At 58.4% G+C, this 12742-nt stretch carries 10 protein-coding genes; 1 reads left to right on the top strand and 9 read right to left on the bottom strand.

Annotation, left to right across the window (positions count from 1 at the left end; all coding sequences use genetic code 11):
* The first annotated feature begins 177 nt into the window (after positions 1-177).
* Positions 178-621, top strand: a complete 444-nt coding sequence (locus GH784_RS08930; RefSeq protein ID WP_004431292.1) for a response regulator — start codon at positions 178-180, stop codon at positions 619-621.
* 441 nt (positions 622-1062) lie between these two features.
* Here GH784_RS08930 and GH784_RS08925 read toward each other — a convergent pair whose 3' ends face one another.
* The 9 genes from GH784_RS08925 to GH784_RS08885 all read right to left on the bottom strand — a co-directional run bounded on the left by GH784_RS08925 (position 1063) and on the right by GH784_RS08885 (position 12706).
* On the bottom strand, positions 1063-1209 hold the full coding sequence (locus tag GH784_RS08925; protein ID WP_004431290.1) for a DUF1127 domain-containing protein: 147 nt from the start codon (positions 1207-1209) through the stop codon (positions 1063-1065).
* A gap of 214 nt (positions 1210-1423) precedes the next feature.
* A complete protein-coding gene (locus GH784_RS08920; RefSeq protein ID WP_173995269.1) occupies positions 1424-2026 on the bottom strand; it encodes a hypothetical protein in 603 nt (200 codons plus the stop codon).
* Positions 2027-2161: 135 nt separating this feature from the next.
* Positions 2162-3280: an ABC transporter permease gene (locus GH784_RS08915; RefSeq protein WP_004431287.1), complete on the bottom strand. Its 1119-nt coding sequence runs from the start codon at positions 3278-3280 to the stop codon at positions 2162-2164.
* Complete coding sequence (gene rbbA, locus GH784_RS08910; protein WP_153793373.1) at positions 3277-6051, bottom strand: ribosome-associated ATPase/putative transporter RbbA; 2775 nt, start codon at positions 6049-6051, stop codon at positions 3277-3279. The genes GH784_RS08915 and rbbA overlap by 4 nt, the downstream gene beginning before the upstream one ends.
* Positions 6052-6062: 11 nt before the next feature.
* Positions 6063-7127 carry an HlyD family secretion protein gene (locus GH784_RS08905; RefSeq protein WP_004431283.1) on the bottom strand — a complete coding sequence of 355 codons (1065 nt, stop codon included), beginning with the start codon at positions 7125-7127 and terminating at the stop codon, positions 6063-6065.
* A 361-nt stretch (positions 7128-7488) separates the two neighbouring features.
* A complete protein-coding gene (gene melA, locus GH784_RS08900) occupies positions 7489-8862 on the bottom strand; it encodes an alpha-glucosidase/alpha-galactosidase (RefSeq protein ID WP_035200672.1) in 1374 nt (457 codons plus the stop codon).
* Positions 8863-8883: 21 nt separating this feature from the next.
* The gene (locus GH784_RS08895) at positions 8884-10548 is read right to left on the bottom strand and encodes an ABC transporter ATP-binding protein (protein WP_153793372.1); all 1665 of its coding nucleotides are present in this window, start codon (positions 10546-10548) and stop codon (positions 8884-8886) included.
* A gap of 12 nt (positions 10549-10560) precedes the next feature.
* Positions 10561-11697: an ABC transporter permease gene (locus GH784_RS08890; protein WP_153793371.1), complete on the bottom strand. Its 1137-nt coding sequence runs from the start codon at positions 11695-11697 to the stop codon at positions 10561-10563.
* Between the two features lies 1 nt (position 11698).
* Positions 11699-12706: an ABC transporter permease gene (locus tag GH784_RS08885; RefSeq protein WP_019566696.1), complete on the bottom strand. Its 1008-nt coding sequence runs from the start codon at positions 12704-12706 to the stop codon at positions 11699-11701.
* Positions 12707-12742: the final 36 nt, after the last annotated feature.

Here is a 12742-nt window from a genome sequence, read left to right as displayed (position 1 = left end):
GACCCCTTCCCCGGATGAAAACCAAACCGAATCAACTGCTTCGCTATCTAGAGGTGATAGCCGAAAAGCCGGTCCGTTTACACTGTATTCACCATGTTTATCTCACTTTGGAACGAGTTGCTTCGGCAGGTGTTTGCCTTCCGACCGCGCTAAAGCGCATGGAATGGAGGCAGTCATATGTCCGCATACATCCTGCAAAACGAACCGGGTTTCCGCACGGAACAACCGCGTGTGCTGATCGTGGAGGACGAATTTCTCATCGCCATGGATATCGAAGATTCCATTATGCAGGCGGAAGAGGAAGCTGACGTCATCGGCATCGCCAACCGGCTGGATCAGGCCGTGGCACTCGGCAGCCGCGCAGATATTGCCTTTGTCGACGTCAATCTCGCCGACGGCCAGACCGGCCCGGAGATCGGGAGGCGGCTTTCGCAGGACCACGGCGTCGTGGTGATCTTCATGACGGCAAATCCGGAAGTGGTGGTCAATCTGGGTATCGGCGCAGGCGTTATCGTAAAACCTGTGCCGCAGGACGCCGTGGAACAGTGCCTTTCCTACGCACTTGCCAAGCGCGCGGGCACGCGTGCCGTTACGCCCATCGGTATGATGGCTTTCGACTGAACCATTCTCGTGGAGATGAAAAGCGGGTTGCCTGAAAACGGCGCCCGGCGCTGAAAACAAAAAAGCCTGCCGCGGGAGGAGGTGCGGCAGGCTTTTTGAAAGATTGAACAGCGATATGGGAGGAAGAAACCGCTGTCCCCGGGGTAATCCTTGGGAGGAGGAGTAGGATCACCCGCATTACCGAAAGGATGTGGGAGGAGGTACATCCGTTTCGATGATTTGAAGATATCATTTTTTTCTGCATTTCACAGACACAAGCTTGCACCTCAGACATGCATCAAACGCATGGCGATTTTTCCAAACCGAAACATCGATGCAACGGCTTGATTTGCGCCTTTGCACACCATGCCCCGTGGGAGACACAAGCGTCGACGGTTCGCCAAAAACAAAAACGCCCGCGAAGCGGGCGTTTAGTCATTCAAAAGCGGCAATAGCGCCTGATTACTTGCCGACGGCGGCGCGGGCGACGCTGTTGATCTGGCTACGGTCGATACCGAGATCGTGCAGTTCGCGGCTGCTCATGCGGCCCAGTTCGTTGACGGTCTGACGATACTTGCGCCAGTTATTAAAGCTGCGTGCTACGTTCATGACATTACCCTTTCAAGGTGTTGGCGACGTCAGTAACGTTTCGTTCCGGCGTCCTTTGATGTCCCTTATATGCGCCTTGTCGGGACCAAAGAACAGACAGAATAAGGCAGGCCACCCATGCGCTGAATGCAAGGGTCATCCTCCGAGGGGCGCGGAAAAACAGAAGTATGGCGTAAATTCAGTCATATCGGAGGCCGCTACCGGCACCACGTCGTCAGAACTTGTAGCGAACGCCAAACACATTGGCATTCGTCGCGCCCTTCATATTGCCCAGCGTCTTGCCGCCGCCGGAACGGTGGTGAAGCCGCCAGAAGAACTCCGTCGAGGATTCTTCGCTGAAGGAAACGTTGATTTCCGGGCCGAGGTAAAACAGGACATTGGCGTTGCCGTTGTCCTTGATTTCTTCTTGCCGCTCCCGCCCCGGCTGCGCATCCGAGACGAGGCTCAGACCCGCCGTGAAACTCGGCGAAACGAACAACCGTTCCCCGAGCCTGATCTTGTCATAACGCGCGACAGGCCCCGCCCAGACTTCACCGGTGAAACCCTTGCCAAACCTGACGGCAACGCCGATTTCACCGCCCAGTTTCACATTGCCGATGCGATAGGGATAGAACTGATAACCGCCACCCTGAATGGCGTTCTTCTCATAGTCGACCGGAATGAGTGCTGCGCTTTTCAACATGTCTTCTTTCGTTAAAACACCACCGAAACCAAATATCGCTTCACTCGTCTGCGAAGCCATATCCTCCGATGCGAGGGATGGTGTCGTGGCCAGTGCGATCATGGCCGTGAGTGACAGACGTCCTGCGATATTCATTTGCTACTCCTCAACAAAGCCCTCTTTTACCCAACCGTCCTCATAGGCATATTCCCGGAGGGCGAACATACCGTTACCGAACACAATTAATTCAACTCGTTCGCAAATGCTGGAAAACGGGCTAATGTCCGCCGGTCAGCGCAGGAACCGCCGGAAGCGGCGAAGCGCAAAAATGAAGAGTGCAGAGCCTATCGCAAGCAGCGCCAGCAATTGCGGCCAGACCACATCCAGCCCCGCCCCCCTGAAAAGCACCGATTGCGCCAGAATTACGAAATGAGTGTTGGGTGCGAGCAGCATGAGGTACTGGATGATATCCGGCATGCTTTCGCGCGGCGTCATGGCGCCGGACAGCACCTGCAGCGGCAGCAGGAACAAGATCAGCAACATGCCGAATTGCGGCATGGAACCCGCCACTGTTGCCAGGAAAATACCCATCGAGGTCATCGCAAAGAGCTGCAACGCCGTTCCAAGTAGGAAAAGGGAGAGCGAGCCTTCGATGGGAATAGCGAGCAGCCCCTTGACGACAACGAAAAGGGAAAATGCCGAGGCCACCAACACGACAAGGCCCATGGACCAGACCTTGCTGAGCATGATTTCCAGCGGCGTGACCGGCATGACCAGCAGATGCTCGACCGTTCCATGTTCACGCTCGCGAATGAGCGCCGCGCCCGTCAGCACGATCGACAGCATGGTGATGGCGGTGATGATATTGTTGATCGAGCCGAACCAGGATTTGTCCAGTTCAGGGTTGAAACGAGAACGCAGCGTCAGATCGACTGGCACCGTCGTCGCGCCGCGATAGCGGTTGACATATTCCTCAACTTCGCTCGTCACGATGTTCTGCACGTAACCGCCGCCGCTGAAGGCCTGGCTCATGCGGGTGGCATCGATATTGAGCTGGATGGCAGGGTGCTGCCCGGCCATTAGCTGACGCTGGAAATCCGGCGGAATGTTGAGCGCGAAGGTGTCGAGCCCTGCATCCATGCGCTTGTCCATTTCAGCAATGGAAATCTGCTTCGGCGGCGCGAAATAGGGCGGATAAAACGCCGTGCTGATGCGACCGGAAAGCGGCGACTGATCCTCATCAACAATGGCGATGGCGGCGTTGTTTAGGGTTTCGGGCAACGCGCTGGAACCGGTGTAGATTTGCAGCGTGAAAGCGTAAACGATCAGCAGCAACAACATGCCATCACGCGCAAGCCCGCGCAGTTCCTTGATGCCGAGCTGGAAGATGTTGGATGAAAACAAACTCATGACGCCTGTTTCCTCAAAAGAGTAGCACCAGCGATGAGCAGCAGCGGAATGGCGATGAGAAGCGGCAGAAAGGAACCCGAAAGACCGTCGAAATCCAGCCCCTTGGAGAAGGTGCCGCGTGAGATCGTCATGAAATAGGTGGCGGGATAGATATTGCCGATAAAGGCCCCCGCCCCCTGCAGCGACGAAACGGGATCGATCATGCCCGAGTATTGTGTGGCCGGAATGAGCGTCAACAGGGCCGTGCCGAAGATCGCCGCGATCTGGCTCTTCATGAAGGAAGACATGACGAGCCCGATGGATGTGGCGATGATGACGAAGAGTAAAGCGCCCGTCGCGTAAGCGAGATAACTCCCGGTAAACGGCACCCGGAAGATGAAGATCGCAAATGCCGTCAAGAGCAGGAAATTGAGCATGCCGAGCGCCACATAAGGAAGCTGTTTGCCGATCAGGAATTCCAGCCGCGTGGTCGGCGTCACGTAAAGATTGACGATCGAGCCAAGTTCTTTTTCCCGAACGACGCTGAGCGCCGCCAGCATGGCGGGAATGAGCATCAGCAGCAGCGGAATGACCGCCGGCACCATGGCGACGAGGCTCTTGACATCGGGGTTGTAACGATAGCGCGTTTCGATGCTGAAGCTGCTTTGCGTCGCTGCATTGCCATAGATTTCGCTCGCCTTGCGCGCCAACCATGTCTGGTGCATGCCCTGCACGTAACCGCGCACGGTTTCTGCCCGTTGCGGCATGGCGCCATCGATCCAAGCGCCGACCTCCACCGTCTTGCCGCGCAGCACATCGCGGCCGAAACCGGGTGGAATTTCAATGGAAAGGCTGAGTTCCCCGTCACGCATGCGCCGGTCCATATCCGCATAGTCGCGGATCGGCATTTTCTCGATGAAGTAACGGGAACCGGCTATATCGAGCACATAATCGCGGCTGATGGTGGAATCGTCGCGGTCCAGTACCGCGAAGGTCAGGTCCTCAACATCGAGATTGATGCCGTATCCGATCACGAACATCAGGATGACACTGCCAAGAACCGCTAAAGTGCCGCGAATGGGATCGCGTTGCAGTTCCAGCGCCTCGCGGCGCGTATAGCTGAACATGCGCCTGACATCGAAAAACCGTTTGCGGGCTGGTGCAACATGCTGCGTCGGGACCACCTCCGTTGCCGGAGCGGGCGCTATTGAAGGTTCCGCCTTTTTGACACCCGAGGCATCCTCGAGATAGGCGACGAAAGCCTCTTCCAGCGTTGCGGCATTACGGCTTTTGGTGATCGCGTCAGGCGTATCGCTTATCAACACCTTGCCGGCATGCATCAGCGAAATCCGATCGCAACGCTCCGCCTCATTCATGAAATGGGTGGAGATGAAGATGGTGACATTATCGTTGCGGGAGAGATCGGCTAGGATTTGCCAGAACCCGTCCCGCGCCACGGGATCGACGCCTGAGGTCGGCTCATCGAGGATGAGAATGTCAGGAGAATGGATCATCGCCACCGCAAGCGACAGTCTTTGCCGGATGCCGAGCGGTAGGTCGTCCGGCAGCGTGTCCATGACCGTGCCGAGATCAAAGCGCTCTGCCATCTCGGCGATGCGCGGCTGAATGGTCGCTTCCGGCAGCTTGAACAGCCGCGCGTGAAGATCGAGGGTCTGTCGCACCGTGAGTTCGGAATAGAGCGAAAAGGCCTGGCTCATGTAGCCGACGCGGTGGCGGATCGCCATGTCGCTGGCATCCACCTCGTGGCCGAATAGCTTCGCCTCGCCTTCACTGGCGGCCAGAAGACCGGTCAGCATCTTCATGGTGGTGGATTTCCCGCAGCCGTTCGAGCCGAGAAAACCGAAAATCTCGCCACACGGAATTTTGAAGCTGACATTGTCGACGGCGGTAAAATCACCGAAACGCATGCTCAGATGCGAGGCCTCAATGGCATAATCGCCCTCGCCGGTCACCGTGCGCGGCGCGATATTCACCTCGTGGTAACCCTTACGCTTTTCTTCCGGAAGAAGCGCGATGAAGGCTGCATCGAGATTGGCGGCGGAGGTGCGGTAGAGCAACTCGGTGGGCGAGCCGGTGGCAAGAATTTTGCCGCCATCCATGGCGACCAGCCAGTCGAAACCGGCGGCCTCTTCCATATAGGCCGTAGCGACAATCACGCTCATACCCGGACGACCGGCGCGGATGGAATCGATCAGCTCCCAGAATTGCCGGCGCGACAGCGGATCGACACCCGTCGTCGGCTCATCGAGAATGAGCAGGTCAGGATCGTGGATCAGCGCACAGCAGAGCCCGAGCTTCTGCTTCATGCCGCCGGAAAGCTTCATTGCCGGCCGGTCGGCAAAAGGTTCAAGGCCGGTGCTCTTCAGCAACTCGGCAATGCGTGCCTTTCTCTCCCTGCCGTCCTGCCCGAACAGCCTGCCAAAAAAGTCGATATTTTCGAAGACCGAGAGGGTTGGATAGAGGTTCTTGCCGAGGCCCTGCGGCATATAGGCGATGCGCGGGCAAGTATCCTCGCGGTGGCGCGGATCGGACATATCGCCGCCGAGGACCTCCACCTTGCCTTTCTGTATGGCCCGGGCGCCGGAAACCAGAGAGAGGAGGCTGGACTTGCCGACACCGTCAGGCCCGATAAGGCCGATCATCCGTCCGGCGGGAATTTCGACCGATATATCGGCAAGCGCAACCGTGCTGCCAAACGCCAGCCGTACATCCGTCAACCGCGCGACTGGCGCGCCGGGATTTTTAGTATTCGTCGCGGAGGGTGTGACCATCGCGGCCACTCTCACTTCACAAGATTGCGTTCGAGATTCTCCGGCCAGACGGCCTGCGGATCAAGCCGGACATAGGCCATGCCGGGAAGACCGGTTTTGACATACTGAATATATTTCTGCAGCAGCTCCTGCGGAATTTGCGCCCGCACCCGGAAGGTAAGCTTCTGGCGCTCCTCCTCGGTTTCCACCGTCTTTGGCGTGAATTGCGCCACATCGGCGACGAAGGAAACCTTGGCGGGAATGGTATATTGCGGCGCTGCGTCCAGTATCAGGCGCACATCCGAGCCCATGGATGTACGGCCAGCCTCAGCCGTGGGCAGGAAGAACGTCATGTAGACGTCACCGAGATCGACGAGGTTGAGAACCCGCCCGCCGGCGGAAAGCACCTCGCCGGGCTGGGCGATGCGATATTGCACACGGCCGTCGCGGGGTGATTTCAGCGTCGCATCGGCTATGTCTGTCTCGATGCTCTCAATATCGGCCTGCGCGGCATCGACAGCCGCTTCCGCATCGACGATCTGTGCCTTGGCGGCGTTGATTGCCGCATCAGAGGCGGCAAGCGAGGCCTGCGCCGAGGCAAGAGTGGCGCGGGCGGACTGTTCTGCCGCCTCACTGTCATCGACGATCTGCTGCGACACGGCATTGCCGGTCAACAGCTGTCTTGAGCGCGCATAGGTCTTGGACGCCGAATCAAGCTGGGCCTTGCGCTGTTCCACCACCGCAAGCGCCGAGGTCTTTTCCGCCTCCCGCTGGGCAACGAGGCTATGGGCGGTATCGATTGCGATCTTTGCGCGACGAAGCTGCGCTTCCGCCTGACGCTTTTTGGCCTCCAGCTGGGCAGTATCCATCTGGGCAAGCACCTGCCCTGCCTTCACGAAATCGCCTTCGCGCGCCATGATGTCCTGAAGACGGCCGGCGGTTTTGGTGGAAATATCGATCTCGACCGCCTCGATCCGGCCGTTACTGGAAACGAAACCGGAGGGCAGACCCTCTGCCGTCAACTTCGACCAAGCGAAATAGGCAGCAACGGCAATAACCCCAACCGCCAGACCAATGAGCAAGCCTTTTTTAGACATCCGTCTTCCCCATGAACCCTTCGAGTTTCAACCGTAATACGATAAAACCGAAGAAGCCAGCCACCTTTACGTTCATAAATCCCACCTGATATTTCCCATATTGGAGCGAGAAGACAGGTTGCTAGGGACTGTTTAGGTGAGGGAGCGCTTCGAGGCTTTGACACACGTCAAGTGGATGAAGGACTAAAACCCACTTCGTCATGCTCGGCCCTGTCCCGAGCATCTGCTAGCTATCATTTTCTGCTAGGTGGTTGGTTCCTCGGGACGAGCCCGAGGATGACGTTAAATCTATAGCGGAATGACAACCGGCGAACGCCACGCAAGGGGCGCCAGCCTGCCGTCAACGCAGCCGTTGCGTTCCTTACACCGCCCGCGCCCGCTTCATCTCCACCTGCGTCCATTCCGGCAACCAGTCCCGGTGCGCGACAAGAAGATCGTCCACCAGCGACCAGATCTGGTCGAGATCGAGTTCCGCTGCCGTATGCGGGTCCATCATCGCCGCGTGGAAGATATGCTCACGGTTTTCGCTCATCAGCGCCCGCACCGTCAGCTCCTGCACGTTGATGTTTGTGCGCATCAGCGCGGTCAGCTGCGGCGGCAATTCCCCGATGAAGGTTGGTTGCACGCCGTTATGATCGACAAGGCAGGGCACTTCCGCCGCGCAATCTGATGGCAGCGAGGTGATGCAGCCATTGTTGCGCTGGTTGCCGTAGATGACAGACGGTTCGCCGGTCCAGACCGAGTTGATGATGGAGGAGGCATATTCCTTGGATTGCTTGACCTCGATCTTTTCGGCTGAGCGATAGGCCGCCGCCTGCCCCTTCCAGCGCTCGATCTGCTCGATGCAGCGCTTGGGATATTCATCGAGCGGAATACCGAATTTCTCGATCAGGTCCTCGCGCCCCTCCTTGATGAAATAGGGTGTGTATTCGGCGAAATGCTCGGAACTTTCGGTAACGAAGTAGCCGAGACGCGTCAGCATCTCGTACCGCACCTTGTTGGGGCAGCGCGGGTTCCAGCCGGGCTTCGGCGCACGGCCTTCGCGATAGCCTCGTACGAGATCGGGATAGAGGTTCTTGTAGCTGCCATCAGGCTGGCGGTGCTCGAATTCCAGGAAAAACGCCATGTGGTTGATGCCGGCCGAACGATAGCGGATTTCCTCGTAGGGAATATCGAGGTCATGGGCGAGCTCCATGGCCGTGCCCTGCACCGAATGGCAAAGGCCGACCTGCCGGATTGTCGGGTATTTCTCCGCAATCGCCCAGGTGTTGATCGCCATCGGGTTGACATATTGCAGCATGATCGCATTGGGGCAGACGGCGAGCATATCCTCGCAAATCTTCCACAGATGCGGCACGGTGCGCAGGCCCCGCATGATGCCGCCGACACCAAGCGTATCGGCAATGGTCTGGCGCAGGCCATATTTACGCGGCACCTCGAAATCGGTGACTGTGCAGGGCTCGTATCCGCCGATCTGGAAGGCGACGACGACGAAATCGGCACCGGCGAGCGCCTTTTTCTGGTCTGTAAAAGTCTCGGCTTTCGCCTTTGCCCCGAGCGTCGAAATCAGCTTGTTGACGACGATGGCGCTTTCTTCCAGCCTTTCGCGGTTGATGTCCATCAGCGCGATCGTTGCGCCGGAAAGGGCCGGACGTTGCAGCACGTCGCCGATGATGTTCTTCATGAACACCGTGGAACCTGCGCCGATAAATGTGATCTTGGGATCTCGTGCCATATTTGCCTCCGGCATCTTGAACTATGCGATTTCAAAGGCGGCCCGGACGAGCCGCTGGGTGTATTCGGTTTTCGGGCGGTTCAGCACCTCCTCGACGGGGCCTTCCTCCACGATCCTGCCGCGCTGCATGACGATGACGCGGTGGCAGAGAGCCCGAACGACCTTCAGGTCGTGCGAGATGAACAGGTAGCTCAAGCCCCGCTCGTCCTGCAGCTTGCGCAGCAGGTCTATGATCTGCGCCTGAACGGAAAGGTCGAGCGCCGAGGTCGGCTCATCGAGCAGGATGAATTCCGGCTCCAGCGCGACTGCACGCGCGATGGCGATGCGCTGGCGCTGGCCGCCTGAGAACTCGTGCGGGAAACGCGAGAGGATGTTGCCGGGCATGCCTGCCGCTTCCAGCGCGTCGCGCACCCGCTCCAGCCTTTCGGCCTTGGTTTTACCAAGCCCGTTGATAACCAGCCCTTCCTCGATGATCTGGCCGATGGTCATGCGTGGATTGAGCGAGGCGAAAGGGTCCTGAAAGACGACCTGCATGCGAGAGCGCAGAGGCCGCATTTGAGACCGGGAGCGGCCGTCGACCCTCTCGCCATCGAAAATCACCTCTCCGGCCACCGGCTCGTTCAGCCGCAACAGGGATTGGCCAAAGGTCGTTTTGCCAGACCCGGATTCGCCGACAATTCCCAGCGTTTCATGGCGCTTGAGGGTAAGACCAAGATCGTCGACGGCAACAAGTTCCTTCAATTCCGGCTTGAACAGGCCACCGTAGCGCATCATGAACGACACCCGCACGCCATTCGCCGTCAGCAGCACACCGGAATTTTCCGGCAATGGTTTGGCGGTGCCATGCGGCTCGGAAGCAAGCAGCTTTCGGGTATAGGGGTGGTTCGGCGCTGCAAACAGCCGCTCAGTGGTGTTGTGCTCACGCATCTCGCCATGCTGCATGACGTAGACGTAATCGGAAAACTGCTTCACGATCGTCAGGTCATGGGTGATGAGCACCACGGCCATGCCGCGCTTCTTCTGCAGATCGCGTATGAGGTTGAGGATCTGCGCCTGTACTGTCACATCCAGTGCTGTGGTGGGTTCGTCGGCGATCAGCACATCCGGATCGTTGGAGAGCGCCATGGCGATCATGACACGCTGCCGTTGACCGCCTGAAAGCTGGTGCGGATATTGCTTCAGCCGCGCCTCGGGTTCCGGAATCTGCACCTGCCGCAAAAGATCGAGCGCCCTCGCTTCGGCCTGCTTCCTGCTCAGCTTCGAGTGGACGCGGATCGCCTCGACGATCTGACTGCCGATCGTATAGATCGGGTTCAGCGAACTCATCGGCTCCTGAAAGATCATCGAGATACGGTTGCCGCGCAACGCCCGCCGCTGGCGGCTTGAAAATTTCAGGATGTCGTCGCCGTTGAAGCGCACGGTCGCGGTTTTCGAAACCGAGGCCCGCTTCGTCAAAAGCCCCATGATGGTGCGGGCGGTCACCGATTTTCCCGAACCGGATTCGCCAACGATGGCGATCGTCTCCCCCCGGTAAAGCTGGAAGGAAATGTCCTTCACTGCCTCCACCGTGCCGTGCTCAACCTTGAAAGTCACGGCAATATTGCGTGCATCGATGATGGCCTGGTCGTTTCGATTATCAGCATCGAAGCGGATGGCAGGGGCGTAGTTGTTCTGTGCAGCAACCATGTTACGCTCCTCTCAATAGGGATCGACAGCATCGCGAAGGCCATCGCCCAGCGCGTTGAAGGCAAAAACGGTGACCAGCACAAAGCCGACCGGCGCAAGGATCCATGGATAGGAACCAATGACTGAATAGGTGGCCGTATCCTGAAGCATCAGCCCCCAGGAGATCAGCGGCGGCTTGACCGCGAAACCGAGAAAGCCAAGGAAGGATTCGAGCAGCACGACGCTTGGAATATGCAGCGTGACGGCAACGATCACATGGCTCATCACATTCGGCAGGATGTGCTGGAAAATAATGCGCCGGTCGGTGGCGCCGACGGCAATCGCGGCGCGGACATAATCGATACGCGCCAGCGCCAGCGTCTTGCCGCGCACTTCGCGAGACATCTGCGCCCAGCCGAGCGCCGACATGACGCCGACCACGAAGAGGAGGAAAACAGTCGTCGGGGCAGTGACCGGGATAAGCGACGTCAAGGCGAGATAGAGCGGCAATTGTGGAAAGGCCAGAACCACTTCCACGAAACGCTGCACCCAGGCATCCAGCGGCCCGCCGAAATATCCTGAGATCAACCCGACGCTGGTGCCGATGACGGTAACGATGGTGACGACACTGAGCGCGATGGCAAGCGAGATGCGCGATCCATAAATGGCGCGTGACAGCACATCGCGTCCGAACTTGTCGGTTCCGAGAAAATGCACCGGCTGCCCGTCCGTGGTGCCGAAGAAGTGCCGGTTTGCCGGGATGAGGCCGAACAGCCGATATTCCGCGCCTTTCACGAAAAAGCCGAGATAAAGCGGATTGTCGTAATCCGGGCCGACGATAGGCTGGAAGGTCACCGGATCGAGCTCGTCCGTTTCAGCGGTGGCATAGACCCGAGGGAACAGGCTGATATTGCCGTCCTTGTCGGAGAACCGCACCACCTGCGGCGGGGAGAAACTGTCATTGGTTTCAAGCGGGTTCATCGGCGCGAAGAAATCGGCGAAGACTGAGATCGTGATCAACAGCACCACCAGCACCAGCCCCACCATGCCGGTGAAAGAGCGTCTGAGGCGCCGCCACACCAGAGCGAGATAGGACTCGTTACCCTGAACACCCCGCTCGGGCTTCGGTGCGGCAGCCGATTCATTCTTGAGTTCGTCAACGGCCACCATCTCAAGCCCTCCCGAATTCGCGCACACGCGGGTCGAGCATGGCGAGCAGCATGTCGGCGATGATGTTGCCGACGATGAGCGTGGCGGCCAGCACCATCATGAAGGTTGCGGTGACATAGACATCGCCGACCGCCATGGACCCGACGATGGCGGGACCGACGGTCGGCAGCGCAAAGATGATCGCAGTTTCGATTTCGCCGCTCAGCATGTAGGGCAGCACGACGCCCTGATACATAATGAGCGGATGCACGGCGTTCGGCACGGCGTGGCGCATGATGACCGCGCCTTCCGAAAGGCCCTTGGCGCGCGCCGTCTCCACATATTGGGCGTTCAGCGTATCCAGCAGATTGCCGCGCATCACCCGCATATTATAGGCAAGTCCACCGAAAACGGCGATGGCAACCACCGGCCAGACATGGCTGACGAGATCGACGAACTTCCCCCATGACCATGGCGCACCGCCATATTGCGGCGAAAAGAAGCTGCCGATTTCCGACACGTCGAAATGAAACACCATCAGGTAGACGAGGATCAGCGCCATCAGGAAGCGCGGAATGGTCATGCCGAGGAAGGCGACGGTCGAAAGCAGATTATCGATCCAGGAATATTGTCTGGTGGCAGCCCAGATACCGAAACCGATGCCGAGAAGCGATGAAAGAATGTGGCAGACAAGGGCGAGTGCGATGGTGCGCGGCAGGCGTTCGCCGACCACATCGGCAACCGGCTTGTTGTAATAGAAGCTGTAGCCGAAATCGCCGCGTGTGATGATGCCGCCGATCCAGTTGAAATATTGCACGACGATCGGCTTATCGAGACCGTGTTCGATGCGGTAGGCCTGCGCCTGCGCTTCCGCCTGTTCGAAGGACGCACCGCCCTGGTTCATCAATTGCGAGCGGATGTAGTCAGCATAGTCGCCGGGTGGCGCCTGAATGATGGCGAATGTCACCACGCTCAGGATAAGCAGCACCGGAATGGCGGAGCCTATGCGTATTGTCAGGAATCTCAGCATCGAACGGGTATCCTCCGCTTGGCTAGTCCGTGTGTC

It is taken from the genome of Agrobacterium tumefaciens, assembly GCF_009649785.1.
Lineage (GTDB): Bacteria > Pseudomonadota > Alphaproteobacteria > Rhizobiales > Rhizobiaceae > Agrobacterium > Agrobacterium tumefaciens.
This window is presented reverse-complemented; position numbering and strand designations above follow the sequence as displayed.

Coding starts and splice junctions, on each gene's coding strand:
- GH784_RS08930 (WP_004431292.1), top strand. CDS start 178: ATGTCCGCATACATCCTGCAAAACGAACCGGGTTTCCGCACGGAACAA.
- GH784_RS08925 (WP_004431290.1), bottom strand. CDS start 1,209: ATGAACGTAGCACGCAGCTTTAATAACTGGCGCAAGTATCGTCAGACC.
- GH784_RS08920 (WP_173995269.1), bottom strand. CDS start 2,026: ATGAATATCGCAGGACGTCTGTCACTCACGGCCATGATCGCACTGGCC.
- GH784_RS08915 (WP_004431287.1), bottom strand. CDS start 3,280: ATGAGTTTGTTTTCATCCAACATCTTCCAGCTCGGCATCAAGGAACTG.
- rbbA (WP_153793373.1), bottom strand. CDS start 6,051: ATGGTCACACCCTCCGCGACGAATACTAAAAATCCCGGCGCGCCAGTC.
- GH784_RS08905 (WP_004431283.1), bottom strand. CDS start 7,127: ATGTCTAAAAAAGGCTTGCTCATTGGTCTGGCGGTTGGGGTTATTGCC.
- melA (WP_035200672.1), bottom strand. CDS start 8,862: ATGGCACGAGATCCCAAGATCACATTTATCGGCGCAGGTTCCACGGTG.
- GH784_RS08895 (WP_153793372.1), bottom strand. CDS start 10,548: ATGGTTGCTGCACAGAACAACTACGCCCCTGCCATCCGCTTCGATGCT.
- GH784_RS08890 (WP_153793371.1), bottom strand. CDS start 11,697: ATGGTGGCCGTTGACGAACTCAAGAATGAATCGGCTGCCGCACCGAAG.
- GH784_RS08885 (WP_019566696.1), bottom strand. CDS start 12,706: ATGCTGAGATTCCTGACAATACGCATAGGCTCCGCCATTCCGGTGCTG.